The 26654-nt window shown below is 68.3% G+C and carries 30 protein-coding genes; 19 read left to right on the forward strand and 11 right to left on the reverse strand.

What is annotated here, in order from left to right; genetic code table 11:
• Positions 1-2 precede the first annotated feature (2 nt).
• Positions 3-659, forward strand: coding sequence for a peptide-methionine (S)-S-oxide reductase MsrA (gene msrA, locus P6144_RS08470; protein ID WP_277767298.1), 657 nt, complete (start codon positions 3-5; stop codon positions 657-659).
• Between the two features lie 97 nt (positions 660-756).
• Here the strand turns inward: msrA and P6144_RS08475 are convergent, their stop codons facing one another.
• Both P6144_RS08475 and mgtE read right to left on the reverse strand, forming a co-directional pair.
• Complete coding sequence (locus tag P6144_RS08475; protein ID WP_277767299.1) at positions 757-1155, reverse strand: DUF1489 domain-containing protein; 399 nt, start codon at positions 1153-1155, stop codon at positions 757-759.
• A 31-nt stretch (positions 1156-1186) separates the two neighbouring features.
• Positions 1187-2596, reverse strand: a complete 1410-nt coding sequence (gene mgtE, locus P6144_RS08480) for a magnesium transporter (RefSeq protein ID WP_277767300.1) — start codon at positions 2594-2596, stop codon at positions 1187-1189.
• A 112-nt stretch (positions 2597-2708) separates the two neighbouring features.
• On the opposite strand from mgtE, the gene P6144_RS08485 reads away from it, so the two are divergent.
• Entirely contained in the window at positions 2709-3164 is a 456-nt protein-coding gene (locus P6144_RS08485) for a peptidylprolyl isomerase (RefSeq protein ID WP_277767301.1), read from the forward strand.
• A 117-nt stretch (positions 3165-3281) separates the two neighbouring features.
• On the opposite strand, the gene P6144_RS08490 is transcribed toward P6144_RS08485, so the two are convergent.
• Positions 3282-4181, reverse strand: coding sequence for a LysR substrate-binding domain-containing protein (locus P6144_RS08490; protein ID WP_277767302.1), 900 nt, complete (start codon positions 4179-4181; stop codon positions 3282-3284).
• A gap of 289 nt (positions 4182-4470) precedes the next feature.
• Between P6144_RS08490 and P6144_RS08495 the strand changes: the two genes are divergently transcribed.
• Positions 4471-6765: a CDC48 family AAA ATPase gene (locus P6144_RS08495; RefSeq protein ID WP_277767303.1), complete on the forward strand. Its 2295-nt coding sequence runs from the start codon at positions 4471-4473 to the stop codon at positions 6763-6765.
• Between the two features lie 97 nt (positions 6766-6862).
• On the opposite strand, the gene P6144_RS08500 is transcribed toward P6144_RS08495, so the two are convergent.
• Complete coding sequence (locus P6144_RS08500; RefSeq protein ID WP_277767304.1) at positions 6863-8206, reverse strand: MFS transporter; 1344 nt, start codon at positions 8204-8206, stop codon at positions 6863-6865.
• A 334-nt stretch (positions 8207-8540) separates the two neighbouring features.
• Here P6144_RS08500 and P6144_RS08505 point away from each other — a divergent pair, with 334 nt between their 5' ends.
• Positions 8541-9290: a sulfite exporter TauE/SafE family protein gene (locus P6144_RS08505; RefSeq protein ID WP_277767305.1), complete on the forward strand. Its 750-nt coding sequence runs from the start codon at positions 8541-8543 to the stop codon at positions 9288-9290.
• Between the two features lie 69 nt (positions 9291-9359).
• On the opposite strand, the gene P6144_RS08510 is transcribed toward P6144_RS08505, so the two are convergent.
• Positions 9360-10295: a ribose-phosphate pyrophosphokinase gene (locus tag P6144_RS08510; RefSeq protein ID WP_277767306.1), complete on the reverse strand. Its 936-nt coding sequence runs from the start codon at positions 10293-10295 to the stop codon at positions 9360-9362.
• Between the two features lie 130 nt (positions 10296-10425).
• Between P6144_RS08510 and gltX the strand changes: the two genes are divergently transcribed.
• The 8 genes from gltX (at position 10426) to P6144_RS08550 (ending at position 16603) form a co-directional block, all read left to right on the forward strand.
• Positions 10426-11751 (forward strand): glutamate--tRNA ligase, encoded by a 1326-nt coding sequence (gene gltX, locus P6144_RS08515; protein WP_277767307.1) that lies wholly within the window; start codon positions 10426-10428, stop codon positions 11749-11751.
• Positions 11752-11837: 86 nt separating this feature from the next.
• Positions 11838-12518: an energy transducer TonB gene (locus P6144_RS08520; protein ID WP_277767308.1), complete on the forward strand. Its 681-nt coding sequence runs from the start codon at positions 11838-11840 to the stop codon at positions 12516-12518.
• Positions 12519-12582: 64 nt separating this feature from the next.
• Positions 12583-12930 (forward strand): hypothetical protein, encoded by a 348-nt coding sequence (locus P6144_RS08525; protein WP_277767309.1) that lies wholly within the window; start codon positions 12583-12585, stop codon positions 12928-12930.
• Positions 12931-12959: 29 nt separating this feature from the next.
• Positions 12960-13970, forward strand: coding sequence for a bifunctional diaminohydroxyphosphoribosylaminopyrimidine deaminase/5-amino-6-(5-phosphoribosylamino)uracil reductase RibD (gene ribD, locus P6144_RS08530; RefSeq protein ID WP_277767310.1), 1011 nt, complete (start codon positions 12960-12962; stop codon positions 13968-13970).
• Entirely contained in the window at positions 13970-14578 is a 609-nt protein-coding gene (locus tag P6144_RS08535; protein WP_277767311.1) for a riboflavin synthase, read from the forward strand. Before ribD ends, P6144_RS08535 begins: the two co-directional genes overlap by 1 nt.
• On the forward strand, positions 14565-15713 hold the full coding sequence (ribB, locus tag P6144_RS08540; protein WP_277767312.1) for a 3,4-dihydroxy-2-butanone-4-phosphate synthase: 1149 nt from the start codon (positions 14565-14567) through the stop codon (positions 15711-15713). The genes P6144_RS08535 and ribB overlap by 14 nt, the downstream gene beginning before the upstream one ends.
• Position 15714: 1 nt before the next feature.
• Positions 15715-16134 (forward strand): 6,7-dimethyl-8-ribityllumazine synthase, encoded by a 420-nt coding sequence (gene ribH / locus P6144_RS08545; RefSeq protein WP_180144206.1) that lies wholly within the window; start codon positions 15715-15717, stop codon positions 16132-16134.
• 10 nt (positions 16135-16144) lie between these two features.
• A complete protein-coding gene (locus P6144_RS08550; RefSeq protein WP_277767313.1) occupies positions 16145-16603 on the forward strand; it encodes a hypothetical protein in 459 nt (152 codons plus the stop codon).
• Here P6144_RS08550 and P6144_RS08555 read toward each other — a convergent pair.
• Positions 16600-17694 carry an alkene reductase gene (locus tag P6144_RS08555; protein ID WP_277767314.1) on the reverse strand — a complete coding sequence of 365 codons (1095 nt, stop codon included), beginning with the start codon at positions 17692-17694 and terminating at the stop codon, positions 16600-16602. The genes P6144_RS08550 and P6144_RS08555 overlap by 4 nt on opposite strands.
• Positions 17695-17749: 55 nt before the next feature.
• Between P6144_RS08555 and P6144_RS08560 the strand changes: the two genes are divergently transcribed.
• The 4 genes from P6144_RS08560 (at position 17750) to P6144_RS08575 (ending at position 21654) form a co-directional block, all read left to right on the forward strand.
• Positions 17750-18679 (forward strand): DMT family transporter, encoded by a 930-nt coding sequence (locus P6144_RS08560; protein ID WP_277767315.1) that lies wholly within the window; start codon positions 17750-17752, stop codon positions 18677-18679.
• Positions 18679-19335, forward strand: a complete 657-nt coding sequence (locus P6144_RS08565) for a COQ9 family protein (RefSeq protein WP_277767425.1) — start codon at positions 18679-18681, stop codon at positions 19333-19335. Before P6144_RS08560 ends, P6144_RS08565 begins: the two co-directional genes overlap by 1 nt.
• Positions 19336-19534: 199 nt before the next feature.
• Positions 19535-19807 (forward strand): FeoA family protein, encoded by a 273-nt coding sequence (locus P6144_RS08570; RefSeq protein ID WP_277767426.1) that lies wholly within the window; start codon positions 19535-19537, stop codon positions 19805-19807.
• Positions 19804-21654: a ferrous iron transporter B gene (locus tag P6144_RS08575; RefSeq protein ID WP_277767316.1), complete on the forward strand. Its 1851-nt coding sequence runs from the start codon at positions 19804-19806 to the stop codon at positions 21652-21654. Before P6144_RS08570 ends, P6144_RS08575 begins: the two co-directional genes overlap by 4 nt.
• 78 nt (positions 21655-21732) lie before the next feature.
• Here P6144_RS08575 and P6144_RS08580 read toward each other — a convergent pair whose 3' ends face one another.
• Positions 21733-21906 (reverse strand): DUF4169 family protein, encoded by a 174-nt coding sequence (locus P6144_RS08580; protein WP_277767317.1) that lies wholly within the window; start codon positions 21904-21906, stop codon positions 21733-21735.
• Positions 21907-21948: 42 nt separating this feature from the next.
• Between P6144_RS08580 and ssb the strand changes: the two genes are divergently transcribed.
• Genes ssb through P6144_RS08595 form a run of 3 tightly spaced genes read left to right on the forward strand, consistent with a single transcriptional unit; the run spans position 21949 to position 23579 of the window.
• On the forward strand, positions 21949-22527 hold the full coding sequence (ssb, locus tag P6144_RS08585; protein ID WP_277767318.1) for a single-stranded DNA-binding protein: 579 nt from the start codon (positions 21949-21951) through the stop codon (positions 22525-22527).
• A gap of 19 nt (positions 22528-22546) precedes the next feature.
• Complete coding sequence (locus P6144_RS08590; RefSeq protein WP_277767319.1) at positions 22547-23134, forward strand: hypothetical protein; 588 nt, start codon at positions 22547-22549, stop codon at positions 23132-23134.
• A gap of 7 nt (positions 23135-23141) precedes the next feature.
• Positions 23142-23579: a hypothetical protein gene (locus P6144_RS08595; RefSeq protein ID WP_277767320.1), complete on the forward strand. Its 438-nt coding sequence runs from the start codon at positions 23142-23144 to the stop codon at positions 23577-23579.
• Between the two features lie 58 nt (positions 23580-23637).
• Here the strand turns inward: P6144_RS08595 and P6144_RS08600 are convergent, their stop codons facing one another.
• The 4 genes from P6144_RS08600 to P6144_RS08615 are packed head-to-tail and all read right to left on the reverse strand — an operon-like array spanning position 23638 to position 26636.
• The gene (locus tag P6144_RS08600) at positions 23638-24492 is read right to left on the reverse strand and encodes a pirin family protein (protein ID WP_277767321.1); all 855 of its coding nucleotides are present in this window, start codon (positions 24490-24492) and stop codon (positions 23638-23640) included.
• A 4-nt stretch (positions 24493-24496) separates the two neighbouring features.
• The gene (gene metW, locus P6144_RS08605) at positions 24497-25084 is read right to left on the reverse strand and encodes a methionine biosynthesis protein MetW (protein ID WP_277767322.1); all 588 of its coding nucleotides are present in this window, start codon (positions 25082-25084) and stop codon (positions 24497-24499) included.
• Positions 25081-25518 (reverse strand): GNAT family N-acetyltransferase, encoded by a 438-nt coding sequence (locus P6144_RS08610; protein ID WP_277767323.1) that lies wholly within the window; start codon positions 25516-25518, stop codon positions 25081-25083. Before P6144_RS08610 ends, metW begins: the two co-directional genes overlap by 4 nt.
• Positions 25515-26636 carry a homoserine O-acetyltransferase gene (locus tag P6144_RS08615; RefSeq protein WP_277767324.1) on the reverse strand — a complete coding sequence of 374 codons (1122 nt, stop codon included), beginning with the start codon at positions 26634-26636 and terminating at the stop codon, positions 25515-25517. The genes P6144_RS08610 and P6144_RS08615 overlap by 4 nt, the downstream gene beginning before the upstream one ends.
• Positions 26637-26654: the final 18 nt, after the last annotated feature.

A 26654-nucleotide genomic window follows, 5' to 3' on the forward strand; every position in this document is an offset into this window, starting at 1 on the left:
CCATGCTGAAATGGTCGCTCCCCGTTGTCGCGCTCGCTGGAGCCGCGCTGTTCCTCACGTCGGCGTCCGGCGTGGTCGAGCGCGCGGTGCCCGTGCCTGTCCCCGCGCTCGACGTGAAGCCGGGCAAGGGCGAGCAGGTCGCGGTGCTGGCCGGCGGCTGCTTCTGGGGGATGGAGGCGGTCTTCCAGTCGGTGAAGGGCGTGCATTCGGTGACCTCGGGCTATGCCGGCGGTACCGCGAAGACCGCGACCTATCGCCAGGTCTCGACCGAGAAGACCGGCCATGCCGAGGCGGTGCGCATCGCCTATGATCCCAGGAAGGTCAGCTACGGCACCTTGCTGCGCATCTATTTCTCGGTCGCGCACGATCCGACCCAGCTCAACCGGCAATATCCGGATACCGGCCCCAGCTATCGCTCGGCGATCTTCCCGCAGGACGATGAGCAACGCGCCGTCGCCGCCGCCTATATCGCCCAGCTGACCAAGGCGAGAGCCTTCCCCAAGCCGATCGTGACCAAGCTGGAGACGGGCGCCTTCTACCCGGCCGAGGCCTATCACCAGGACTTCTTCTGGCGGAACCCGACCCACCCCTACATCGTCCGCTGGGACAAGCCCAAGGTGGCGGCGTTCCGGAATGCGTATCCGCTGCTGGTGAACTGACGACGAAGTCGTCACCCCGGCGAAAGCCGGGGTCTCAGGCCGCGAGCGAACAGCCGATGGCACGAGATCCCGGCTTTCGCCGGGATGACGATATACGTCAGATCAGCCCCAGCCCTGCCAGCTCGCCCATCAGCGCCGGCGGCAGTTCGTCCAGCCCCGCGCCCGCTTCGCCCAGGTCCTTCGGCGCGTCGGCGTCCTCGAGATAGCGCCAGCCCTGATGCGCGCGCTTGGGGCGGTTGGCGACCAGGATCAGCTTCGGCTCCATCAGGATCGCGGTGCGCCCGCCCTCGGCCTCGCCGAACCCGACGATCGGCGTGCGGCCGACCAGCTGGTGCTTGAGGATCCAGAACAGCGAGCCCTGCCCGTCGATCTCCGCGTGCCTTTTGGGCAGGTAGCGGGTGGTCAGCCCCCAGGTGCCGCCGCGCGCGGCGAGGCGCTGGGCGAGATACTCTACGGAGTCGCAGCCAAAGGCGACCTTGGTCAGGTGCAGCGTCACGCGGTCAATCTGGGATGCGGAGCCGCCGCAATCAACCGACCAGCCCGCTCGCGCTGGCCAGGCCGAGAAACGCCAGGAAGCCCATCGAATCGGTAGTCATCGTCACGAAGATCGAGCTGGCAACTGCCGGGTCGGCCTTGAGCCGGTCGAGCGTCAGCGGGACGACGACGCCGGCCAGGCCCGCGATGAAGATATTGGTCATCATCGCCGCCGCGATCACGCCGCCCAGCGCGGCATGATGGTAGAACAGCCCCACGGCGGTGCCGATCACCAATGCCACGGTTACGCCGTTGAGCAGCGCGATCGAGATTTCGCGCCGGATCGCGCGCAGCGTGTTCGATTGGGTCAGCTGGTTGGTGGCGAGCGCGCGCACCGTCACCGCCATGGTCTGGGTGCCGGCATTGCCGCCGACGCCGGCGACGATCGGCATCAGCGCGGCCAGCGCCACCATCTTCTGGATCGTGCCTTCGAACAGGCTGATGATTGTCGCGGCGACCAAAGCGGTGAGCAGATTGGTCAGCAGCCAGCGCACCCGGCCCTTGTAGCTGTCCATCACCGGCTCGTTGATGTCGCCTTCGCCCGCGCCCGAGAGCAGCAGCGCGTCCTCGCCCGCTTCCTCGGAGATGATGTGGACGATGTCGTCGACGGTGATCATGCCGACCAGCCGCCCGCTGGGATCGACCACCGCGGCCGAGATCAGCGCGTATTTCTGGAAGCGCAGCGCCACTTCCTCCTGGTCCATGTCGACCGGGATCAGCGTCTGCTCGCGCTTCATCACGTCGCCCATCGAGACGACGCGCGGCGTGCGCAGCACCCAGGAGAGCTGGCAGGTGCCGACCGGCTTGTGCGCCGGATCGACCACGAAGATCTCCCAGAAATCGGTGGTGAGGTCCTCGTTCTTGCGCAGATAGTCGAGCACGTCGCCGACGGTCCAATGCTCGGGCACCGCGATCAGCTCGCGCTGCATCAGGCGGCCGGCGGACTCCTCGGGATAGGACAGCGCCTCCTCGATCGCGGCGCGGTCGTCGGGGTCGAGCGCGCGCAGCACTTCGCGCTGGTCCTCGACGTCCATGTCCTCGATGATCGCGACGGCGTCGTCGGTATCGAGCTCGGCGGCGATGTCCGCCACCTGGGTGGCGGTGAGCGATTCGACCAGGACCTCGCGCACCCAGTCGTTCATCTCGGCGAGCACGTCGCCGTCGATCAGGTCGGCGATCGCAGTGACCAGCGCCGGGCGGTCCTCGGACGGCGCGAGCTCGACCAGGTCGGCGATGTCGGCGGGGTGGAGCGGCTCGGCCAGCTCGTGCGCGCGGGCGGAATCGCCGTCATGCACTGCGTCGAGCACGGCATCGACGAATTCGGGGCGCAGCCGGTCGTCCTCGTCGAGCTGGCCGACGGGCTCGGGCGCTACGCTATCCGCTTGAAGTTCGGTCTCGCTCACGGTTCGACCTCCCTTGTTCGGCCCCGTCCCGCCGCTGCCACCGCACGGCACGATTTGCAAGTCGCCCCAAGGCCGCCTAGTTGCGGTGCAAATCGTTCTCAGGAGTAATTACGTGTCCGAACCGACCAAGCTCGTCATGACCCTCGATACCGGCGACGTGCACATCCAGCTGCGTCCCGATCTCGCCCCCAAGCATGTTGAGCGCATCGCCACCCTCTCGGACGAGGGCTTCTATGACGGCGTCGTCTTCCACCGCGTGATCGACGGGTTCATGGCGCAGGGCGGCGATCCCACCGGCACCGGCATGAGCGGCTCGAAGCTGCCCAACCTGCCCGCCGAGTTCAGCCGCGAGCCGCATGTCCGCGGCGTCTGCTCGATGGCGCGCACCATGGATCCGAACAGCGCCAACTCGCAGTTCTTCATCTGCCTCGACGACGCGACCTTCCTCGACGGCCAGTACACCGTCTGGGGCGTGGTCACCGAAGGCATGGAACATGTCGACGCGCTCCCCAAGGGCGAGCCGCCGCGCAACCCGGGCAAGATCGTCAAGGCCCGCACCGAGGCTTGATTTCTCCGAAGCCCCTCCCCCTCGGGGGAGGGGTTGGGGTGGGGCCTGGCCGCAGGCTTTGGTCTCGGTGAGACATCCCCCACCCCAAACCCCTCCCCTGAAGGAGAGGGGCTTTAATTACTCCACGCTGTCCGCCTGCAGCGTCGCGATCAGCCAGTCGTGGAACAGCTTGACCGGGCGCGTGGCCAGCGCGCGCGGGCGGCAGACGAACCAGTAGCTGTAATCGCTCTCCACGGTCAGGTCGAAGAGCTGGACCAGCCGGTCGTCGCGTGCCGCCTCGAAATGCGATTCGAGCATGAACGCCACGCCCAGCCCCTGCGCCGCGGCCTCGAGCATCAGCGTGCCCGAATCGAAATGGTCGATCGCGGCGGGCTCGATCTCCTGGCCCGAAAGCCCCGCCGCCGCGCGCCAGGCAGTGAAGGTGTCCGCCATGTCGCGGTGCACCAATGCGGTCAGCTTCGAAAGCTGTTCGGGCTTGGTGATCGGATCCGGCCCCTCGAGCAGCGAGCGCGCGCCGATCACATAGACCCGATTTCGGTCCAGCCGCTTGGCATAGAGCGTCGGATCGATGTCGCGCGCCACCACGATCGCCGCATCGAGCCCGTCGCCCAGCCGCGCCACCGCATGGCCGCCGGTATCGACGTCGAGGTGGAGTTCGGGATGCCTGCGCTTGAGATCGCCGAAATGCGGCATCAGCCGCTGCGTCGCGAACAGCGGCAGCAGGCCCAGCCGCAGGCGCAGCAGCTCGGTGCCGCTGGTCATCGTCTCCACCGCGTCGGCCATGGTGTCGAGCGCCGGCGCGATCATGCCGAGCAGCCGGTCGCCGTCGTCGTTGAGCTTGAGCGCCTGGTGGCGCCGCTCGAACAGCGGTTTGCCGATGAAGCGCTCGAGCGCCTGGACGCGGCGGCTGAGCGCCGGGGAAGACAGCGCAAGCTCCTCGGCAGCGGCCTTGATCGAGCCGAGCCGCGCCACCTGCACAAAAGCCTCAATTGCCGTCAGGGGAGGAAGTCGTCGCATTCCGCTCTCTTTTTGTTGCGCTGCGTCATTATCCTTGGCGCGGGTTTCGCCCCACGCCAATGCCCTTTTGGGTGTAGGGCATATATCGCCTCTGTTATCCGCGATTGCAAGTTATGCACGCGTTAATGTTTCTTTTCGCACTTGCACAAAAACCGGCCGCACTGCACAAAGCACGTGCCTTTCAGGCATCCTCTCCTAAAACTTTCCCGGCCGGTCCTCGCGATCGGCCTTTTTTTTGTGCAACCGATCCCCACTTCCCGCGTCTCACACGCCTGGGGAGAATTAGAACATGGCGGACGAAGAAGCGCAGCCCACCCGGCTGCAGGTTGCCAATGCCCGGCCCGAGGATAGCGGCCGCGGCCTCGCGCATCTGCCGCGCGCGCTGATGGCGCGGCTCGGCATCACCGAAGGCGACGTGATCGAGATCGTCGGCAAGCGCACCACCCCGGCGCTCGCCGTGCTGCCCTATGCCGAGGACGAAGGGCTCGAGATCCTGCGCATCGACGGGCTCCAGCGCGCCAATGCCGGTGTCGGCTCGGGCGATTTCGTCGAGATCCGCAAGGGCCAGTCCAAGCCGGCGACGCGCGTGGTGTTCGCCCCCGCGCAGCAGAACCTCCGCCTCCAGGGCAGCGGCGAGGCGCTGAAGCGCGTCTTCTTCCAGCGCCCGCTGGCGCAGGGCGACGTCGTCGCCACTGCCGGCCAGCAGCGCGCGGACATTCCGCCCCAGGTCGCCCAGTTCCTCCGCGCCCCGGCCTATGCGCTGCAGGAAATCCGCCTCACCGTCGTCGCCGCCAGCCCCAAGGGCATCGTCCATATCGACGAGAATACCGAGGTCGAGCTGCGCCCCGAATATGAAGAGGCATCGGGCGACGGCCGCCGGGCGGACGTCACCTATGACGATATCGGCGGCATGGCCGGCACGATCGACCAGCTGCGCGAGATGGTCGAGCTGCCTTTGCGCTATCCCGAGCTGTTCCAGCGCCTCGGCGTCGATCCGCCCAAGGGCGTGCTGCTCCATGGCCCGCCCGGCACCGGCAAGACGCGGCTCGCCCGCGCCGTCGCCAATGAATCGGACGCGCAGTTCTTCCTGATCAACGGGCCCGAGATCATGGGCTCGGCCTATGGCGAGTCGGAAGGCCGCCTGCGCCAGATATTCGAGGAAGCGGCCAAGGCGGCGCCATCGATCGTCTTCATCGACGAGATCGATTCGATCGCGCCCAAGCGTGGCCAGGTCTCGGGCGAGGCGGAGAAGCGTCTCGTCGCGCAGCTGCTCACGCTGATGGACGGGCTGGAGGCGCGCGCCAACATCGTCGTCATCGCCGCGACCAATCGGCCCGATGCGATCGACGAGGCGCTGCGTCGCCCCGGCCGCTTCGACCGCGAGATCATCGTCGGCGTGCCTGACGAGCGCGGCAGGCGCGAGATCCTCGGCATCCACACCCGCGGCATGCCGCTCGGCGACAAGGTCGATCTCGGCGAGCTGGCGCGCACCACCTATGGCTTTGTCGGCGCCGACTTGTCCGCGCTCGCCCGCGAGGCGGCGATCGAGGCGGTGCGCCGGATCATGCCGAAGCTCGATCTCGAGAAGGGCACGATCCCGCCCGAGGTGCTCGATACGCTGGCGGTCACCCGCGAGGATTTCCTCGAGGCATTGAAGCGTGTCCAGCCTTCGGCGATGCGCGAAGTCATGGTCGAGGCGCCGCGCGTCCGCTGGGAAGATGTCGGCGGGCTCGACGATGCCCAGATGCGCCTCAAGGAAGGCGTCGAGCTGCCCCTGAAGGACCCCGACGCGTTCCGCCGCCTCGGCATCCGCCCGGCCAAGGGCTTCCTGCTCTATGGCCCGCCCGGCACCGGCAAGACGCTGCTTGCGAAAGCGGTGGCACGCGAGGCGGAGGCGAACTTCATCGCCACCAAGTCGAGCGACCTGCTCAGCAAATGGTATGGCGAGAGCGAGCAGCAGATCGCCCGGCTGTTCGCCCGCGCGCGTCAGGTCGCGCCCTGCGTAATCTTCATCGACGAGCTGGACAGCCTCGTGCCCGCCCGTGGCGGCGGCCTGGGCGAGCCCCAGGCGACCGAGCGCGTGGTCAACACGATCCTGTCGGAGATGGACGGGCTCGAGGAGCTGCAGTCGGTGGTGGTGATCGGCGCGACCAATCGGCCCAACTTGATCGATCCGGCGCTGCTGCGTCCGGGCCGGTTCGACGAGCTGATCTATGTCGGCGTGCCCGATGCGCCGGGGCGCGAGCGCATCCTGCGGATCCAGACCGCGAAGATGCCGCTTGCGGCCGATGTTGATCTCGCCTCGATCGCCGAGCAGACGCCGCGCTATACCGGCGCCGATCTCGAGGATGTCGTCCGCCGTGCCGGCCTGATCGCGCTGCGCCAGTCGCTCCAGACCAAGGAAGTGACCCAGGCGCATTTCGAGGAGGCGCTCGCCGATTCGCGCGCCACGGTCACGCCCGAGATGGAGGACGAATATCAGGCGATGTCGGGCCGGCTCAAGCAGCAGGCCTCGGCGATCCAGCCGATCGGCTTCATCGCCCCGGGCATGCTGCGCGGCCACGGGCCCAAGGGCGAGGACTGATTAGATCCTCCCCCAGAGGGGGAGGGGGACCAGCGAAGCTGGTGGAGGGGGCTAGCCACAGGCGGCACCGCTTGTGGCGTTCCCTCTCCACCACCGCCTAACGGCGGCGGTCCCCCTCTCCCTCCGGGAGAGGATTTGTAGATTTCCGCGTCGCCACCCAGGCATAGACCAGCAGGCACGCCAGCCACCCCGCCGCGGTCAGGTACGGCAGTGGCCGCCACAGCTCGTACAGCCCCACGCCCAGCGAAGGCCCGAGCACGAACGCCGCGCCGTTCACCGAGGTGACCTTGCCCGCCACCGATCCCTGCGATTCGGGTCCGACGCCGAGCGAGGCGCCGGCAGTGAAGCCCGGCCGGGCAAGGCCCATGCCCAGCGCAGTCAGCGCATAGCCGAGCGCGATCCCGTAGAGCGTCGTCGCCGTGCCCGTCGCGATGCAGCCCACCGCCCCCAGCGCCGCTCCCACCAGCACCAGCGCGCGCGGACGCAGGTCGAGCATCGGGATCAGCCCCCATTGCGCGAGCAGCGAGGCACCGGCGCCCAGCATCAGCACCAGCCCGGTCGGCTGCAGCGCCTCGACCGGCGGCACGTGCAACCGGTCGATGATCAGGAAGCCGATCGCCTGGCCGGTCATCGCCTGGGCATGGCCGATGATCAGCCCGGCGACGATCCAGGCGCGGATGCGCGGGTCGAAATAGCGGACATTCTCGCTGGCCTCGGCAGTGGCGGCGGTCACCGTCGCGCCGGTGCCCTGCCCGCCGATCGAGGGATAGGAAATCGCGGCGCCGTGCGCGTCGCCCTCGTCATGCGGCAGCCCGCGCGCCGCCGCGATCCAGATCACTATCCCCACCGCGCTGGCGGCAAAGGCCGGGCCGGCCAGCCCGATCATCGGTCCGCCCGGCCAGAGGTGCCCCATCACCAGATAGGGCGCGATCGCCGGGCCCAGGATCGTGCCGAGCCCGAAGGCAGAGGCAAGCAATGTCAGCGCCTGGGTGCGCTCCGCGCGGCTGGTGCGCCCGGCGACGATCGCCTGCACCGCCGGCGGCGCCGCCGATCCGAAGGTGCCGTAGATCACTCGCCCGGCGACGAAGGCGATGAAGGTCGCGATCGGCCCCAGCAGCCCGTTGATTCCCATCGCCAGGCACAGCCCGCACAGCCCCAGCGACACCGTGAAGCCGGCCACGCCGAGCAATACCATCGCGCGCCGGCCGTGCCGGTCGGATCGATTGGCCCAGAAGGGCGCGGCGACCACCCAGAGCAGGGCGGATACCGAGAAGACCGCGGCGACGGCGCTGTCCGGCGCATGGAGCGAGCGGCCGAGTGCCGGCAGCACCGATTGCAGCGCGGTATTGCCTGCCGCGATCACGAGCATCACGGTGAAGAGCAGCGCAAAGGTCCGGTCGAACCGCCGGAACTTCACGGCCGCGGCCCGGTATGGCCGCATCCGATATCGGCGACATGGCGCAGATGCCATCCGTGCCGGCGCCTGCCTCCGGCCTTGTGCGTCTCGGCGCGCTCGCAAATGCACATGACGGCGGTTTGCCCGCTCCGATCCTCTGCCATGGCTCACCCGATTAGGCGGTTTGTGCATTCAGGCAAACCCCGCCACGAAGCCGGGGCCACCGTATCCCCCGTCACCCTGAACTTGTTTCAGGGTCCAACTTTCCACGAACGATAGCCCTCGCGGCGCCTTGGACGCTGAAACAAGTTCGGCATGACGCGGAAGAAGGAAGTGCCCCACTTTCACTTGTCGGCATTTGTCCTTAGCGCCAGCCGTCATGATCACCGATTGGCATTTCTACGCGCTCGCCGTGCCCGCGGTGATCCTGCTGGGGCTCAGCAAGGGCGGGTTTGCCGGCATGGGCGCGCTCTCGCTCCCGCTGCTTGCCTTCGCGATCGATCCGGTGCGCGCCGCCGCGATCACCCTGCCGATCCTGATCGCGCAGGACGTGGTCGGCGTCTGGGCGTTCCGCCGCACTGTCGACTGGCGGCTATTGGGCTGGATGCTGCCTGGCTCGGTGCTCGGCATCGCGCTCGGTTACTGGTTCGCCGCCAGCGTCTCCTCGGCGGCGGTGATGGCGATGGTCGGCGGCATCTCGATCCTGTTCGGCGCCTATCGGCTCTGGGCCGCGCGCCATGCGGCCCCGAAGGATACGGCAAGCTGGCCCGACTGGATCGGCTCGCTGTTCGGCGTCGCCTCGGGCTTTACCAGCCAGATCGCCCATGCCGGCCAGCCGCCCTTCCAGCTCTGGGTGCTGCCGCGGAGCCTGCCGCGCGACCTGCTCGTCGGCACCACCGCGTTGTTCTTCGCCGCGACCAACTGGATCAAGGTGCCCGCCTACCTCGCACTCGGCCAGTTCACGCCGGCCAACGTCATGACGTCGGCCGCGCTGCTGCCGCTGGCGCTCGTCTCCACCGTCGCCGGGGTCTGGCTGGTGCGCCGGGTCGATGCGGCGCGCTTCTACACCGCCATCTATGTGCTGATGATCCTGGTAGGCGTCGCCCTCGTCGCCGAGGCGTTTCGCTAAGCCATTGAAATCATTGAAGTTGCCAAGGCGTGAAAACGCGCCTTGGCGTGTACTTCGTGTACTTTGGGATCAGTCGAACAGGCTGGAGACCGAGCTCTCGTCGGCGATCCGCTTGATTGCTTCGGCGAGCAGCGGCGCGATCGTCAGGTGGCGGATCTTGCTGCTCTCGGCGATCACGGCGTGGTTGCCGATCGAATCGGTGATGACCAGCTCGCGCAGCGCCGAGCCGTCGACCCGGGCGACGGCGCCGCCCGAAAGCACGCCGTGGGTACAATAAGCGACCACGTCCTCGGCGCCGGCGGCCTTCAGCGCAGCGGCGGCGTTGCACAGGGTGCCGGCCGAATCGACGATGTCGTCGATCAGGATGCAGAAGCGCCCTTCGACATTGCCGATGATGTTCATCACTTCCGATTCGCCGGCGCGCTCACGGCGCTTGTCGACGATGGCGAGCGGGGCGTTGTCGAGCCGCTTGGCCAGCGCACGGGCGCGGACCACGCCGCCGACGTCGGGCGAGACGACCATCCACTGCTTGCCGGGGAAGCGGCTCTGGATATCGGCCGACATCACCGGCGCGCCGAACAGATTGTCGGTCGGGATGTCGAAGAAGCCCTGGATCTGCCCGGCATGCAGGTCGACCGAGAGGACGCGGTCGGCGCCGGCGGTGGTCACCAGGTTGGCGACCAGCTTGGCGGAGATCGGCGTGCGCGGGCCGGGCTTCCGGTCCTGGCGGGCATAGCCGAAATAGGGGAGCACTGCGGTGATGCGCTTGGCCGATGCGCGCTTCAGCGCATCGATCATGATCAGCATCTCCATCAGGTTGTCGTTCGCCGGGAACGAGGTCGACTGCATCACGAACACGTCCTCGCCGCGGACATTCTCGAGGATCTCGACGAAGATCTCCTCGTCGGCGAAGCGGCGGACATTCGCCTGGGTCAGCGGAATCTCGAGATACTCCGCGATCGCCTTGGCGAGCGGCGCGTTCGAATTGCCGGCCAACAACTTCATCGAAAATCTCCCGCGTGTCCCTCGACGCCCCCTTTGTCAGCCGATCCCCGGCGGGGCAAGACGCGGAAATGGCTTATACACGGCAAATGCGCCGGTGGCGCGGGCTCGGTGGCACGGCTAAAGGCTCCGGATGACCGTCATCACCCGCTTCGCGCCGAGCCCCACCGGCAATCTGCACGTCGGAAATCTCCGCGCTGCGCTCCACAACTGGATGTTCGCGAAGAAGCAGGGCGGCCGCTTCCTGCTGCGCATCGACGATACCGATGGCGAGCGGTCACAGGCGCATTTCGTCGAGGCGATCCGCGCCGATCTCGCCTGGCTGGGGCTGAACCCCGATGGCGAGGCGCGTCAGTCCGCACGCTTCGATCTCTACGAGGCGCGCTTCGCCGAATTGAAGGCGGCCGGCCGGGTCTATCCTGCCTATGAGACCGCGCAGGAGCTCGAGCTCAAGCGCAAGGTGCTGCTCGGCCGCGGCCTGCCCCCGGTCTATGACCGCGCCGCGCTGGCGCTCACCGAGGAAGATCGCTCCGGGCTTGAGGCCGAGGGCGTCCGCCCGCACTGGCGCTTCAAGCTCGATCATGGCGCCGCGATCGAATGGGACGATCTGGTCCGCGGGCCGCAGCGCTTCGATCCGAAGACGATGTCGGACCCCGTCGTCCGCCGGGCCGACGGCAGCTGGCTCTATCTGCTCCCCTCGGTGATCGACGATGTCGACATGGGCATCAGCCATGTCGTGCGCGGCGAGGATCATGTCTCCAACACCGCGGCGCAGCTCCAGATGTTCGCCGCGCTCGGTGCAGCAGCGCCGCGCTTTGCCCATGAGGCGCTGCTCACCGGCGCCGAGGGCAAGCTCTCCAAGCGCCTTGGCTCGCTGGGCATCGCCCATTTCCGCGAGGCGGGGATCGAGCCCCAGGCGCTGATCGCGCTGCTCGCCCGCCTCGGCACCAGCGATCCCGTCGAGCCCTTTGCCGATCCCGCCCCGCTGATCGCGAGCTTCGACTTTGCCCGTTTCGGCCGTGCCCCGGCGCGCTTCGACGAAGAGGAGCTGGCGCAGCTCAACGCCCGCATCGTCCACCAGCTCGACTATGAAGCGGTGCAGGACCGGCTGCCCGCCGCAATGGGCGCGGTCGGCTGGAACGCGATCCGCCCCAATCTCGCCACCGTCGCCGAAGCGGCCGACTGGTGGCAGGTGGTCGAGGGCCCGGTGGCCGCGACGGTCGCGGACGAAGACCGCGACTTCCTCGCCCAGGCCGCCGCCATCGCCGAAACGCTCGACTGGTCCGATCCCTGGCCGGCGCTCACCGGCGCGCTCAAGCAAGCCACCGGCCGCAAGGGCCGCGCGCTCTTCCTCCCGCTGCGACTCGCCCTCACCGGGCGCGAGCATGGCCCCGACATGGCCGCGCTGCTGCCGCTGATCGGCAAGGAAAATGCCGTGGAGCGTCTCCGTCCGGCGTGATTCGGAGCCTATTTACCCGGAATATGTAATGTTGTATCATCACTGAAGCCGGCCAAGAACCGGTGTTGGAGAAGGAGTGCAACGCCATGTCCCTCTATGCTGCATCTGGCTATCAGCCCCGCAAGCCGCGCGCCGCCAGCCTCGGCGCCGCCTTTCTGATCAACGGGGCGATCATCGCCGGGATGATCTATTCGGCGCCCGATTTCGTGAAGAAGGTGCTGCCGGGTTCGATGGACACCTACAACGTCCCCGATTTGCCGCCCCCGCCGCCGATCGAGCCGCCCAAGGAGCAGCCCAAGGTCGAGCAGAAGGCGGCCACCCAGCCGCTGCCCAACATCCCCGATCCGATCGTGCCGACCCAGATCGAGCGGACCATCGAATCCACAACTATCATTCCGGAGCGGCTCCCCGAGATTACCAAGCCGGTCGAGACCGGTCCGGTCACCCGGGTCGAGCCAAAGGTCGAGCCGGTCCCGCCGCTGGTCGGCGCCCGCCGCGATCCGCGCTATGCCGAGGATTTCCAGCCGCCCTATCCGACCGCCAAGCTGCGCAGCCAGGAAGATGGCCGCGTCTCGGTCAAGGTGCTGGTCGGCGCCGATGGCCGGGTGAAGGCAGTCGAGCAGCTCAGCGCGACCTCCCAGGATTTCTTCGAGGCGACCAGGCGCCAGGCGCTGTCGAAATGGCGGTTCAAGCCGGCCAGCCGCGGCGGCGTCGCCGAGGAAAGCTGGATGACGCTCAGCGTGACGTTCCGGATCCAGGACCAATAGCGGATCCCTGGGGGAGCGCGGGGGCTGGCTCTCGGGCCTCCGCGCTCCTATCTTCGGCGGCGAGATGACCTTCCTGAAATATATTTCCCCGCTCCGGGCGATCCGCGACCTCCGGCGCTTCCTCGCCCAGCGCAAGCCTTACGAGCTGTGGTTCATGATGCTCGCCATGGCGATCACGTTGGTGATCCTGTGGATGTTCGTGAAGGATTCGAGCATCCCTCGGGTGTACAAGCGCGAGATCATCTATGTGCAGCAATGGCGGCTCGATCGCAGCGATGCCGAGATCCGCGCGCAGCAGGCCAGGGATCTTCCCAAGGAGCTCAAGGCCAAGGAAGATTTCAGAAAGGCGCAGGAAAAGCGCGCCGCCGAATTCAAGAAATACGACGATTGGCTGACCAACCACGGCTTCTGAGCCCAGCGCTTCCGGGCGATGCGCGCTGGATGGGCGCTGCGCTGGCCCTGGGCGAGCGCGGGCGAGGCCGGACCGCGCCCAATCCCAATGTCGGCTGCGTCGTCGTCCGCGACGGCCTGGTCGTCGGCCGCGGCTGGACCCAGCCCGGCGGCCGCCCGCATGCCGAGGCGATGGCGTTGGCGCAGGCCGGTGAAAAGTCGCGCGGCGCAACTGTCTATGTCACGCTGGAGCCCTGCGCGCACGAATCGCCGCGCGGCCCCGCCTGCTCGACCCTGCTGGTCGAGGCAGGCGTCGCCCGGGTGGTGATCGCGCTCGGCGATCCCGATCCGCGCACCAATGGGGCAGGGGCCGCGCGCCTCCGCGACGCCGGCATCGCAGTGAACGAAGGCGTGCGCACCGCCGAGGCGCGTCGTTCGATGGCCGGCTTCCTGGCCCGGCTGGAAAAGGGCCGCCCGCTCGTCACGCTCAAGCTCGCCACTTCGCTCGACGGCCAGATCGCGCTGGCTTCGGGCGAGAGCCAGTGGATCACCGGCGCCCCGGCGCGGGCGCATACCCATCTCGAGCGCAGCCGGCACGAGGCGATCCTGGTCGGTCGCCGCACGATGGAAACCGACAAGCCGGGCCTCGACGTTCGCCTGCCCGGGCTGGAGGAGCGCTCACCCAAGCGCCTCTTCCTAACCCGTCATCCCCGCGAAAGCGGGGACCCAGCTTCTTCCTCTTCTTTGCCACAAGAACAGCCGGCCCCCCGCTTTCGCGGGGGTGACGGTTGGGGCGTGCTCGGTTCGCCTGAAGACATCGTCACCCTCGAAGGCGTGAACCATCTCTTCGTCGAAGGCGGTGCCGAAACGGCTGCGGCCTTTCTCCGCGCCGACCTGGTCGACCGGCTGCTGCTCTACCGCGCGCCGATCCTGATCGGCGCGGGCAGGGCTGCGCTCGGCGATATCGGGCTCGCCCGGCTGGGCGATGCGCATGACCGCTGGCGGCTGGTAGAAAGCCGCATGCTTGGCAAGGATCATATGGAGGCCTACGAGCGCGCGTAATGTTCACGGGAATCGTCACCGATATCGGCACCGTCGAGGCCAGCGAGAAGCAGGGCGACCTGCATGTCCGCGTCTCCACTGCCTATGAAACCGCCGGGATCGATCTCGGCGCCTCGATCTCCTGCTCGGGCGTGTGCCTGACCGTGGTCGACAAGGGCCCCGCCTGGGTCGCGTTCGATGTCTCGGGCGAGACGATCAGCCGCACCGCGCGGGGCATGTGGACCTCGGGCCGCAAGCTCAACCTCGAGCGCGCGCTCCGGCTCGGCGACGAGCTGGGCGGGCATATCGTCACCGGCCATGTCGACGGCATCGGCAGCGTCAAGGCGATCGAGGAGGTCGGTGGCTCGCACCATGTCGTGATCGCCGCCGGCCCCGAGCTCGCGCCCTATATCGCGCCCAAGGGCTCGATCACCGTCGATGGTGTCTCGCTCACCGTCAATGCGGTGCGCGATACGGCCGAAGGCGTAGAATTCGACCTCAACATCATTCCCCACACTGCCGCCGTCACCACATTCGGGGCACTGGAAGCCGGGCAGGCCGTCAATCTCGAGATCGACGTGCTCGCCCGCTATCTGCAACGCATGGAGTCCCTTCGTGGCAAAGCCTGAGCACGCAAATCCTTTGGCCCGCCTCAAGCACGGCTTCCTCTCCTCGCCCGAGGAACTGATCGACGAGGCCCGCAACGGCCGCATGGTCATCCTGGTCGATGACGAGGACCGCGAGAACGAAGGCGATCTGGTCATCCCGGCCCAGATGGCGACGCCCGATGCGGTCAATTTCATGGCGCGCTTCGGCCGCGGCCTGATCTGCCTCGCGCTCACCGCCGAGCGCGGGCGGCAGCTTCAATTGGAGCCGATGGCCCGCGTCAACGGCACGCCGCTCGGCACCGCCTTCACCGTCTCGATCGAAGCGAAGGAAGGCATCTCGACCGGCATCTCCGCCGCCGATCGCGCGCGCACCGTCGCGGTGGCGATCGATGCGGCCAACGGCCCCGATGCGATCACTTCGCCCGGCCATGTCTTCCCGCTGATCGCCAAGGACGGCGGCGTGCTCGTGCGCACCGGCCATACCGAGGCAGCGGTCGATCTCGCGCGGCTCGCCGGGCTCAATCCGTCGGGCGTGATCTGCGAGATCATGAAGGACGACGGGACGATGGCCCGTCTCGACGATCTCATCGCCTTCGCCCAGTTCCACAACCTCAAGCTCGGCACGATCCGCGACCTGATCGCCTATCGCCGCCGCTACGACCATCTCGTCGAGAAGCGTGCCGAGTCGCGCTTCACCAGCGAATGGGGCGGCGAGTGGACCGCGATGACCTTCTGGAACAAGGCGACCGAGACCGAGCAGGTCGCGCTGGTCAAGGGCAAGATCGATTCGGCAAAGCCCACGCTGGTCCGCATGCATGCGCTCTCGCCATTCTCCGACATCTTCGGCGAGGGCGGCGATCGCGGCGGGCTGCTTCGCCGCTCGATGGAGATCATCGGCGAGGAAGGCTCGGGCGTGGTCGTGGTGATCAACAAGCCGCGTGCCGACCAGTTCACTCGCGCGCTCCAGGCCCGCGAGGGCACGCTGGAAGCCAAGGACATGGACGAGCTGCGCGACTACGGCGTCGGCGCGACGATCCTCACCGAACTCGGCGTGCAGGACATGGTCCTGCTCACCAACACGCATCACACGCTCGTGGGGCTCGACGGCTATGGCCTGTCGATCGTCGGCGAGCGTCCCATCGATACCGGAGAATGACTTGGCACGTGTCCTGATCGTCGAGGCGCGCTTCTACGCGCACCTGAATGACCTGCTGCTCGAGGGCGCGCGTGCCGCGATCGAGGAAGCGGGCCACAGCCACGAGACCATCACCGTGCCCGGCGCGCTCGAGATCCCCGGCGCGGTGGCGATGGCAGCGGAGACCGGCCGCTACGACGCGTTCGTCGCGCTCGGCGTGGTGATCCGCGGCGAGACCTATCATTTCGAGATCGTCTCGAACGAAAGCGCGCGCGGGCTGATGGCGCTGGCGATGGATTCGCTGCCGATCGGCAACGGCATCCTGACCGTCGAGAACGAGGCCCAGGCGCTCACGCGTGCGAAGCCCGACGAGAAGGACAAGGGCGGCGAGGCCGCCAAGGCTGCGCTGGCGATGCTGGCGCTCAAGAGCAAGTTCGGCTGAGCGGATGGACATGCCCCCGTCCCGCTACCGCGTAGTGGAGCAGGGGCGCCGGCTCGTCGTCATCGACACCCAGGCGGGGGGACCGGTCCATCCGGTTCCCAGCGCCCCCGAGATGCCGGGCGAGAAGCGCCGGCGGATGGAGGCGCCGCGCCCGTCGGACCGGCCGGCACCGCGGCCGACCAGGCCCGAGCCGCGCGGCCGCTATGCCGGCGGCGAGGGGATCGGCTTCACCACCGCGCCCTGGTTCGACAAGGAAGCCCCGCGCACGATCCGGATCAATCAGGAGGGCCAGACCCAGCTCGGTATCGTGCTGCTCGTCCTGCTGGTGGTCGGCGGCTTCCTGATCGCGGCGATCGGCTGGCCGATCGCGATCGTGCTCGGCTTCCTCGCGCTCAATCCCAAGACCCGTGACGGCCTCCGCACCGCCGCCACGACCTGGATCACCGCCCTCGATTCGAGCGAGGGTTAGGCCGCCACGGGATAGTCCGTGTAGCCCTCGGTCCCGCCGATATAGAACAGCTCCTCGCGCTGCGGGTTGAGCGCCAGGCCCTCGCGCAGCCGGTGCGGCAGGTCGGGATTGGCCAGGAAGGTGCGGCCATAGGCGATCGCATCCGCCTCGCCCGCGTCGAGCGCGGCCTGGGCGTCCTCGAAATGATAGTCGGCGTTGAGGATCAGCGGGCCGTTGAAGACCTTGCGCATCCCCGGATGCACCGGCGGATGATCGGGCGTGCCGCGCGTGCCGCCCGGACGCGGCTCGCGCATCTCGAGGAACGCGATGCCGATCTCGTCGAGCGCGGCGGCCGCGGCCTCGAACAGCGGCGCCGGGTTGCTGTCGTTGACGCCCTGCACCTCGCCGTTCGGGGACAGCCGCACGCCGGTGCGGTCGCCGCCGATCGTGTCGACCACGCGCTGCGTCACTTCCCTGAGCAGGCGGATGCGGTTCGGAATCGAGCCGCCATAGTCGTCGTCGCGGAAGTTGCTGTTGTCGCGCAGGAAGGTGTCGATCAGATAGCCGTTCGCGGCATGGACCTGCACGCCGTCGAAGCCGGCGCGGATCGCGTTCGTCGCGGCGCGGGCATAGTCGTCGAGCAGCCCGGGGATCTCGTCGGTGCGCAGCGGGCGCGCCTGGGCATAGGGGCGCTTGATCTCGCCGCTCTCCTCGGCCGGATAGGTGCGCACGCTGCCCGGCGCGGTGTTCGCCGAAGCCGCCACCGGCGCCGCGCCGCCCAGGAAGTCGGGATGGACCAGCCGGCCCATGTGCCAGAGCTGCGCGACGATCCGCCCGCCGGCCGCGTGCACCGCCTCGACCACCGGCTTCCACGCATCGGTCTGCGCGTCGTTCCACAGGCCCGGCGCATAGGCCCAGCCCAGCCCCTGCTGGCTGATGCCGGTCGCTTCGGAGATGATCAGCCCGGCGCTCGCGCGCTGCGCATAATAGTCCGCCATGATCGCCGTCGGCACATGCTCGCGCGTCGCGCGGCCGCGCGTCAGCGGCGCCATCAAGATGCGGTTCGGCGCATGGATCGCCCCCAGCTGGATCGGATCGAACAGGCTCGGCATCGCGATAAATTCCCTAGTGTCTGTGACGCCGTGAAATAGGGGGCTAAGGGGCCGCATGCACGTTCCGGCCTCCCCAAGAAAAGCTTCGCCGCCGCAAAACGCCAATGCGTTGCCGATCGTCGCGCTGCTGATCGGCAATCTCGCGCTCGCCTTCGGACCCTGGTTCGTGCGGCTAAGCGATGTCGGGCCGGTGGCGGCAGGCTTCTGGCGGATCGCGCTCGCCGCGCCGCTCCTGGTGGCGCTTGCCTTTGCCGCGCAGAAGCGGCCCTTCGCGCCGGCGCGGGGCATGGGGCTGGCGATCCTGCTCGGCGGCATCGCCTTCGCCGCCGATCTGGCGAGCTGGCATGTCGGTATCCTCCAGACCACGCTCGCCAACGCCACGCTGTTCGGCAATTCGGCGACCTTGATGTTCCCGATCTACGGCTTCCTCGCCGCGCGCGTCTGGCCCACGCGGACCCAGGGCATCGCGCTCGCGCTCGCCGCGGCCGGCGCGGTGCTGCTGCTCGGCCGCTCGTACCAGCTTTCGCCCGATCACCTGCTCGGCGACCTGCTCTGCCTGCTCGCCGGCACGCTCTACACCGTCTATTTCGTGCTGATGAGCAAGGTCCGCGCGGCGATGGCGCCGCTGCCGGCGCTGGCGCTCTCCACCCTGGCCAGCGCGCCGCCGCTGCTGCTCGCCGCGCTGCTGCTCGGCGAGCAGGTCTGGCCCGGCCATTGGGGCGCGCTGTTCGGCCTCGCGCTCGCCAGCCAAGTGGTGGGGCAGGGGATGATGATCTACGCGATCGGGCATCTCTCGCCGCTGATCATGGGCATCGCATTGCTCACCCAGCCGATCATCGCGGGCACGGTCGGCTGGATCGTCTATGGCGAGCGGCTCGGCCTGGCGGACTTTATCGGCGCGGTGCTGGTGGCGATCGCGCTGGTGCTCGTGCGTAGCGGCGGCCCGCGGGTTGCGCCCGAGGCGGATGGGTCTAAATCGGCATGATGGACCTGAAGGACGCGACTCTCGACGAACTCCGCGCGGCGCTGGCGCCGCAGGTGGCGGCCAATGCGGCGTTCGACGGCTGGACCGTGCGCGCCGTCGATGCGGCGGCGGATGCGCTTGGCGTCGATCATGACGTCGCCCGTCTCGCCTTCACCGATGGCCCGGTCGCGATGATCGACGCCTGGTTCGCGCATATCGACGCCGCGATGCTCGCCCGCTTCGCGCCCGAGCAGCTCGCCGCGATGAAGATCCGCGCCCGCATCACCGCGCTGGTCGAGGCGCGGCTCGAACTGGCGGCACCGCACCGCGAGGCGCTGCGCCGCGCGCTGGCGATCCTCGCCATGCCGCAGAATGCCGCGCGCGCCGCCCGGCTCGGCTGGCGCGCCGCCGATGCGATGTGGCGCGCCGCCGGCGATACCGCGACCGACTACAATCATTACAGCAAGCGCATGACGCTCGGCGCCGTCTATGCCGCGACGATCGCGGTGTTCCTCGATGACGAGAGCGAGGGCCATGCCGATACGCGCGCCTTCCTCGCCCGCCGGATCGAGAACATCATGCAGTTCGAGCGCGCCAAGGCGAAGTGGCTGACCCCGCCCGAGCATCGCTTCAGCCTGTCGCGCTTCATCGGCCGGCTACGCTACCCGGCGGTCTAGGCAGGGACTTGCCGGCCATAGCCGTCCCCCGGCCTTGTGCCGGGGTCCACTGCGCCGCACGCAGAGCGCTCTCGCCGCCTGTCCAGGACCTGCCTCCCGGTAGCGCCCGGACAAGTCCGGGGTGACGAATGGGATGATGGAGAGGCGCGGGAGATATCCCACTGGCGCACCCCGCCCCCAATTGATAATGACTCGCATCATGAATGCCCCTGCCGCGATTCCCGTGCCCGTTCCGCTTGCCAGCCTGCCCCGCCACAAGCCCGGCGCCGTTGCCAGCGTCGACTGGAGCAAGCTGAGCGAGCCCGAGGGGCGCCGCCTGCGCGAGCTGGGGCTGGACGAGGGCGTCGAGGTCGAGCTGCTCCACAAGTCGGGCCTGCTCGGCGGCGGGCCGATCGCCTGCCGCATCGGCCGGATGATCGTGGCGCTGCGCCGCCATGTCGCTGCGGCGATCCAGGTCAGTCCCGGGGCATGAACGCGGCTCCGCTGGTTGCGCTGGTCGGCAATCCCAATGCCGGCAAGAGCGCGCTGTTCAACGCGCTCACCGGCGCGCGGCAAAAGGTCGGCAACTATCCCGGCGTCACGGTCGAGCGCCATGCCGGCCGCCTGTCGCTGCCCGATGGCCGGCCGGTCGAACTGCTCGATCTGCCCGGCACCTACAGCCTCGATCCCTCCTCGCCCGACGAGGCGGTGACGCGCGACGTGCTGTTCGGCAAGCAGGAAGGCGAGCGGCTGCCCGACGGGATCATCGTCGTCGTCGATGCCACCAATCTCGACAATCACCTGCGCTTCACGCTCCAGCTGATCGCGCTGGGCCTGCCCGTGGTGGTGGCGCTCAACATGGTCGACATGGCCGAGCGCGACGGGCTGGTCCTCGATCCGCAGGCGCTCGAGCGCGAGCTCGGCGTGCCGGTGGTCGCCACCGTCGCGGTGCGCAAGCGCGGGCTCGATGCGCTCAAGGATCGCCTCGCCGAAGTCATCAAGAGCGCCCCCAGGCTGCGCGAAGGCCAGGGCGTCCAGCACGACATCGTCGTCCTCCAGCGCCGTGCCCGCCAGATCGCCACCGCGGTCACCGTCTCGGAAACCGCGGCGCGCCGCTGGACGCACCGGATCGACGCGATCGTGCTCCATCCGGTCGCCGGGCCGATCATCCTGCTCGCGCTGATGTTCCTGATGTTCCAGTCGGTCTTCGCCTGGGCCGAGGCGCCGATGGGCTGGATCGAAGCGGGCATGGCCTGGATCGAAGGGGTGGTCAGCGGCGCGCTGCCCGACGGATTCGTCCGCGATTTCCTCGTCCAGGGCCTGATTGCCGGCGTCGGCGCGGTCGTCGTCTTCCTGCCGCAGATCCTGATCCTGTTCGCCTTCATCCTGGTGCTCGAGGCAACCGGCTACATGGTCCGCGCCGCGATGCTCATGGATCGGGTGATGGCCAGTGTCGGCCTGTCGGGCCGCGCCTTCATCCCCCTGCTTTCGAGCTTCGCCTGCGCCGTGCCCGGCATCATGGCCACGCGCACCATCGCCGACGAGAAGGACCGGCTCACCACCATCCTGATCGCCCCGCTGATGACCTGCTCGGCGCGCCTGCCTGTCTATGCGATCATCATCGGCGCGCTGATCCCCGATCGCGCGATCCTGCCCGGCATCGGGCTGCAGGGACTGGTGCTGTTCGGCCTCTATCTGCTCGGCATCGTCGGCGCCTTCTGCGCGGCGCTGCTGCTCCGCCGCACCGTGACCAAGGGCGCGACTTCGGGCTTCATGATGGAGATGCCCAAATACCAGCTGCCGCGCCTCGCCGACGTGCTGCTCGGCCTGTGGCAGCGCGCGCTGATCTTCCTCAAGCGTGCCGGCACCACCATCGCAGTCACCGTCGCGGTGCTCTGGCTGCTCGCCACCTTCCCCCAGGCGCCTGCCGGGCAGAAGCAGAGCGAATATTCGGTCGCCGGCCGCATCGCGAGCGGGATCGAAGTCGTGGTCCGGCCGATCGGCTTCAACCACGATATCGCGCTGGCGCTGCTCCCGGCGATGGCGGCACGCGAGGCGGCGGTGGCGGCGATCGGTACCGTCTATGCGGTCGACAATCCCGAGGATGCCCGCGGCGAGGCGACGATCACCGAGAATCTGCGCGCCCGCTGGACGCTTCCGACTGCGCTCGCCTTCCTGATGTGGTTCGTCTTCGCGCCGCAATGCATCTCGACGATCGCAGTGACGCGGCGCGAGACCAATGGCTGGAAATGGCCGATGTTCATGATCGGCTATCTCTTCGCGCTCGCCTATGTCGCAGCGGGGCTCACCTATTGGGGCGCGGTGGCGCTGGGGCTGTAGCGTACCGACCTCCCCGTTCTATTTCGTCATGCTGAAACGAGGTCAGGGTGACGGCGGAAGTTGCGCACAGCCGGAGCCTCAGTCGCGCTTCGCGTCGTCCAGCGTCTTGGCGATCCGCGCCTTTTCGGCCGCCTCGGCCTGCTTCTCAGCCTTGGTCTGGCCGAAGCGCGCGCGATTTTCCTGTGCACGAACTGCCTTGTCGGCCTGTGCCTTCGCCTTGCGCGCCTTGTTCAGGTTGATGATCTCGGCCATATCCTTGGCCAAGGCATCTACAGATTTCGAAGCGGAGTTTCCATGGCGGGCAGCGTCAACAAAGTGATCCTGGTGGGCAATCTCGGGCGCGACCCCGAGAGCCGCAGCTTCCAGAACGGCGGCAAGGTCGTCGAGCTGCGCATCGCCACGTCCGAAAGCTGGAAGGACCGCAACTCGGGCGAGCGCAAGGAAAAGACCGAGTGGCACACGGTCAAGGTCTTCAACGAAGGCCTCGCCAACGTTGCCGAGCGCTATCTGCGCAAGGGCAGCAAGGTCTATATCGAAGGCGCGCTGACCACCCGCAAGTGGCAGGATCAGCAGGGCCAGGACCGCTATTCGACCGAGATCGTGCTCCAGGGCTTCAACTCGGTGCTCACCATGCTCGACGGTGCGCCGGCCGGTGGCGGCGGCGCTGGTGGTGGCGGCTTTGGCGGCGGGCGTTCCTCGGGCGGGGACGATTGGGGTGCCGGCGGCGGCGACGAGTTCGCCGGCCAGTCGTCGAGCCGCGGCGGCGGCAATTTCAACAGCGGCGGCCAGCGCTCGGGTGGTGGCAGCGGTGGCGGCAGCGGCAATTTCGGGGGCGGCTTCCCCGACGATCTGGACGACGACGTTCCCTTCTGATCTCCCCTAAGGAGGCGCGATGGCATGGTTGGCTCTGGCCCTGGCGCTCGCCGGGGCCCCGCAATCGGTGGAATCGCTCGGCCGCTATGCGGTGCGCGATACCGCCGGCAAGACGCTCTGCACCGTCCGCCTCTCCCAGGTTCCCGATGTCGGCGGCGAGATCGAGACGCTGTCGGGCTGTGTCGGCGTGCTGGCGCCGCTCCGCGACGCATCGCGCTGGCAGGATGACGATCGCGGCGGCTTCGTCCTTCGCGATCCGATTCGCAAGACCGTCGCCACCGTCAGCGAGGACGAAGCCGGGCTCACGCTCCATATCGGGGGGCGCAGCTGGGATTTCGTCAAGCTCGATCAGCCGCCGCCGCTGACGCCAGGCCAGCGCGCCCAGGCCAGCTGGTCGCTGATCAAGGGCGGCAGGACGCTCTGCCATGTGAAGCTTGCCGCCAGGGGCACGACGATCGGCCCCGGCTGCCCGGCACCCTTTGCCAAGGGCAGCTGGAGCGCCAGCGAAAAGGGCGTGACGCTGCGGGCCGGAAAGCTGGTTCGTGCGTTCAACTGGAGCGACCCGGCCACGCTGGAATCGGGCGCATGGACGTTGCTCCGCGACTGAGGGGAAGATGATGCGCGCTGCCGGACTATCGATATTGCTGCTGGTCACGGCCTGTGGCGGGCCGAAGACGACCAGCGATCCCGCCGCGCAGAACGTGATCGAGGCAACTTCGAAGGGCACGCCGGCCGCAGTCGCCGCCGGCACCTGCAACGACAAGCCGGACTGGGTGCCGATCTACAAGGAAGCCAAGATCATCAGCTGCACCGGCGGCGATGTCTCGGTCACCGGCAGGCGCAGCGGCACGGTGATCTACACCGATTTCGCCTCGCCCTCGAGCGTGCTCACCTGGTCGAAGCAGCAGGCGATGGCGCTGGGCCTGTCGCTCAGCATCGAGGACGGCAAGTCGTTCAGCGCCAGCCAGAGCAACCAGCGCACGCTGCGGGTGATGGCCGAATCGGGCACCGCGGTCACCAACGTCACGGTGAACTGGGGCATGGCCAACTAGCGCTTTCCTCTCCCTCTACTCTCCGGGGAGAGCGCCGGGGGGAGGGGCAGTATGTGGCCTAGGCCTCGACGATCTCCGCCACGCCGAACTTGCCGGCCTGGTAATCGTAGAAGGCCTGGCGGATCTCGGCCTCGCTGTTCATCACGAAAGGGCCGTGCGCCACGATCGGCTCGTCGATCGGCGCGGCATGGCCGAACAGGAACAGCGCGGGCTCGGTCGCAGTGATCGTCACCTGCGCGCCCGGCGTCAGTTCGGCGAGGTGGAAATGCGGCACGGCGGTGCCTTCCACGTGGAACATGCCGCGCGCGCCATAAAGGAACACGTCGCGGCCCGCGAGCCCGTCAAAGGTCACGCTGCCGCCTGCGTCGATCTCCACCCAGCTTAGGAACACGCCGGTCAGCGAATCGACCACGCCGCGGGTGCCGCCGAAGTCGCCCGATATCAGGTGGACGGTGGCGCCGTCGGCGGTGACGCCGGGGATCGCCCCGGCCTGCGCGCCGACATAGCGCGGCGCGGTCATCTTCAGCCGGGCAGGCAGGTTGATCCAGAGCTGGAGGATTTCCATCGGCCCGCCGTCGCGCTTGAAGTCGGCGGGCGAGACCTCGGCATGGACGATGCCGCTGCCCGCGGTCATCCACTGGATGCCGCCGGCGCGGATGATGCTGGCATGGCCGGCGCTGTCGGTGTGCGCCAGCTCGCCTTCGAGGATGAAGGTCACCGTCTCGAAGCCGCGATGCGGATGCGGGCCGAACGGCAGCCCGCGATTGTTCGGCGGATAGGTCTGCGGGCCGTGATGGTTGAGGAACAGGAAGGCGCCGACATGGCCGATCGCCGGCCCGGGCAGCGGCCGCCGGGTGACGAGATCGCCGATATCGTCGCGAAAGGCCGGATGGAGCCGCTTCACCGTCCGCATCGTCTCATCTCCGCAGCAGGAACACCGCATGCTCCGCAAACAGGTTCGCCATCGCCGATCCGCAGCGTTGGTCGCCCGACAGGAACCAGCTGCCCTCGATCGTGATCCCGCGCTCGCGCACCAGCGCGCGGAAATCGTCGACGGTGACATGGTGGATGTTGGGCGTGGCGTACCAGGCGATCGGCAGCAGCCGCGTCACCGGCATCCGCCCGCCGAACAGCAGTGAGGCCCGCACCCGCCAATGCGCGAAATTGGGGAAGGAGACGAAGGCGTGCTTGCCGATGCGCAGCAGGTTCTCCAGCACCAGATCGGGGTGGCGGGTGGTCTGCAGCGTCTGGCTGAGGATGGCATAGTCGAAGCTGCCATCGGGATAGTCGCCCAGATCGGTATCGGCGTCGCCCTGCACCACCGAGAGCCCGCGCCCCACCGCCGCGGCGACATCGCCCGCATCGAGCTCGAGCCCGCGCGCATCGACCTGGCGGGTGTCACGCAGCGCCGCCATCAGCGCGCCATCGCCGCAGCCCACGTCGAGCACGCGGCTGCCCGGCGCGACATTGGCGGCGATCACCGCAAGGTCCGGGCGCAGCGTCATCGCGTGTAGAGGTCCACCTCGTGGCGCTCCATGCAGCGCTCGGGATGCGGGATCTGCGTCCAGCCGAGCTTGGCGTAGAGCGGCTGCATGTCGCGGGTGAACAGCAGCCAGCGCCGCAGGCCGGTCAGCTCCGGATGCGCCTGCACCGCCTCGAGCATCTGCATCGCCACGCCCTTGCCGCGGTGCGCCGGCAGCACGAACACGTCGGCGAGATAGGCGAAGGTCGCATGATCGGTGATCAGCCGGGCGAAGCCCACCTGCTCGTCCTTGCCTTCCTCGTCCTTGGCGAAGACCGCGGCGCAGAAGCTGTTCCGGATCGAGGTCTCGACGATGTGCCGCGGGATGCCCTTGGCCCAATAGGATCCGCTCAGGAACGCATGGATCAGGTCGATGTCGAGCTCGGCCTTGTCGAACGAGATGCGATAGTCGTTCATGGCTTGCCCGCCTCCAGGAAGCCGCCCACCACCCGGTCGAGTTCGGGGCTCTCGAGCAGGAAGGCGTCATGGCCGAAAGGCGATTTCAGCTCGACGAAGCTCGCGCGTGCGCCGGCCGCGTTGAGCGCGTGGACGATCGTCCGCGATTCGCCCGTCGGGTAGAGCCAGTCGGTGTCGAAGCTCACCACGCAGAAGCGCGTGTCCTTGCCCTTGAAGGCGTCCGCCAGCAGCCCGCCATGCTCCTCGGCCAGGTCGAAATAGTCGAGCGCCCGGGTGATGTAGAGATAGGAGTTGGCGTCGAACCGGTCGACGAAGGCCAGTCCCTGGTGGCGCAGATAGCTTTCGACCTGGAAGTCGGCATCGAAGCCGAAGGTCTTGCTCTCCCGGCTCTGCAGCTTGCGCCCGAACTTGGCGGTGAGCCCGGCTTCGGAGAGATAGGTGATGTGCGCAGCCATCCGCGCCACGGCGAGGCCGGCGACGGGCGGGTCGTTCGATTCGTAATAGTCGCCGCCGTTCCACTTGGGGTCGGCCATCACCGCCTGGCGGCCGACTTCGTGGAAGGCGATGTTCTGCGCCGAATGCCGCGCCGCGCTGGCGATGACGACCGCGGCGGAAACGCGCTCGGGAAAGGTGGCCGCCCAGCTCAGCGCCTGCATCCCGCCCATCGATCCGCCGATGACCGCATAGAGCTTCTCGACGCCGAGATGGTCGAGCAGCATCGCCTGGGCGCGCACCATGTCGCGGATGGTGATCACCGGGAAGCTCATGCCCCAGGGCTTGCCCGTCGCCGGGTTGATCGTCGCCGGCCCCGAACTGCCGAGGCAGGAGCCCAGCACGTTGGAGCAGATCACGAAATAGCGATCGGTATCGATCGGCTTGCCCGGTCCGACCATCCGCGCCCACCAGCCCGGCTTGCCGGTGCGCGGGTGGCTGGAGGCGACATGCTGGTCGCCGGTCAGCGCGTGGCACACCAGGATCGCGTTGCCGCCATCGGGGGCGAGCGTGCCATAGGTCTCGTAGCCGATGTCGACCGGCGACAGCAGCACGCCGCCGTCGAGGCGCAGCGGCCCCGGCAGCGTCACCGAACGGCCAGTGCCAAAGCGCGGATCGACGGACATATCCGGCTCGTTACGGGC

The organism is Sphingomonas sp. HITSZ_GF (assembly GCF_029543155.1).
Taxonomy (GTDB): domain Bacteria; phylum Pseudomonadota; class Alphaproteobacteria; order Sphingomonadales; family Sphingomonadaceae; genus Sphingomonas.

Bases quoted from the DNA above. Each gene is read 5' to 3' on its own strand.
- P6144_RS08510 (WP_277767306.1), bottom strand. From the start codon at position 10,295: ATGAAGTTGTTGGCCGGCAATTCGAACGCGCCGCTCGCCAAGGCGATC.
- P6144_RS08600 (WP_277767321.1), bottom strand. From the start codon at position 24,492: ATGCGGACGGTGAAGCGGCTCCATCCGGCCTTTCGCGACGATATCGGC.
- P6144_RS08520 (WP_277767308.1), top strand. From the start codon at position 11,838: ATGTCCCTCTATGCTGCATCTGGCTATCAGCCCCGCAAGCCGCGCGCC.
- P6144_RS08610 (WP_277767323.1), bottom strand. From the start codon at position 25,518: ATGAACGACTATCGCATCTCGTTCGACAAGGCCGAGCTCGACATCGAC.
- ribD (WP_277767310.1), top strand. From the start codon at position 12,960: ATGGGCGCTGCGCTGGCCCTGGGCGAGCGCGGGCGAGGCCGGACCGCG.
- P6144_RS08555 (WP_277767314.1), bottom strand. From the start codon at position 17,694: ATGCCGAGCCTGTTCGATCCGATCCAGCTGGGGGCGATCCATGCGCCG.
- P6144_RS08615 (WP_277767324.1), bottom strand. From the start codon at position 26,636: ATGTCCGTCGATCCGCGCTTTGGCACTGGCCGTTCGGTGACGCTGCCG.
- P6144_RS08500 (WP_277767304.1), bottom strand. From the start codon at position 8,206: ATGCGGCCATACCGGGCCGCGGCCGTGAAGTTCCGGCGGTTCGACCGG.
- P6144_RS08570 (WP_277767426.1), top strand. From the start codon at position 19,535: ATGAATGCCCCTGCCGCGATTCCCGTGCCCGTTCCGCTTGCCAGCCTG.
- P6144_RS08505 (WP_277767305.1), top strand. From the start codon at position 8,541: ATGATCACCGATTGGCATTTCTACGCGCTCGCCGTGCCCGCGGTGATC.
- P6144_RS08550 (WP_277767313.1), top strand. From the start codon at position 16,145: ATGCCCCCGTCCCGCTACCGCGTAGTGGAGCAGGGGCGCCGGCTCGTC.
- metW (WP_277767322.1), bottom strand. From the start codon at position 25,084: ATGACGCTGCGCCCGGACCTTGCGGTGATCGCCGCCAATGTCGCGCCG.
- P6144_RS08595 (WP_277767320.1), top strand. From the start codon at position 23,142: ATGATGCGCGCTGCCGGACTATCGATATTGCTGCTGGTCACGGCCTGT.
- ssb (WP_277767318.1), top strand. From the start codon at position 21,949: ATGGCGGGCAGCGTCAACAAAGTGATCCTGGTGGGCAATCTCGGGCGC.
- gltX (WP_277767307.1), top strand. From the start codon at position 10,426: ATGACCGTCATCACCCGCTTCGCGCCGAGCCCCACCGGCAATCTGCAC.
- msrA (WP_277767298.1), top strand. From the start codon at position 3: ATGCTGAAATGGTCGCTCCCCGTTGTCGCGCTCGCTGGAGCCGCGCTG.
- P6144_RS08590 (WP_277767319.1), top strand. From the start codon at position 22,547: ATGGCATGGTTGGCTCTGGCCCTGGCGCTCGCCGGGGCCCCGCAATCG.
- P6144_RS08575 (WP_277767316.1), top strand. From the start codon at position 19,804: ATGAACGCGGCTCCGCTGGTTGCGCTGGTCGGCAATCCCAATGCCGGC.
- P6144_RS08580 (WP_277767317.1), bottom strand. From the start codon at position 21,906: ATGGCCGAGATCATCAACCTGAACAAGGCGCGCAAGGCGAAGGCACAG.
- P6144_RS08490 (WP_277767302.1), bottom strand. From the start codon at position 4,181: ATGCGACGACTTCCTCCCCTGACGGCAATTGAGGCTTTTGTGCAGGTG.
- P6144_RS08525 (WP_277767309.1), top strand. From the start codon at position 12,583: ATGACCTTCCTGAAATATATTTCCCCGCTCCGGGCGATCCGCGACCTC.
- P6144_RS08560 (WP_277767315.1), top strand. From the start codon at position 17,750: ATGCACGTTCCGGCCTCCCCAAGAAAAGCTTCGCCGCCGCAAAACGCC.
- P6144_RS08495 (WP_277767303.1), top strand. From the start codon at position 4,471: ATGGCGGACGAAGAAGCGCAGCCCACCCGGCTGCAGGTTGCCAATGCC.
- P6144_RS08565 (WP_277767425.1), top strand. From the start codon at position 18,679: ATGGACCTGAAGGACGCGACTCTCGACGAACTCCGCGCGGCGCTGGCG.
- P6144_RS08535 (WP_277767311.1), top strand. From the start codon at position 13,970: ATGTTCACGGGAATCGTCACCGATATCGGCACCGTCGAGGCCAGCGAG.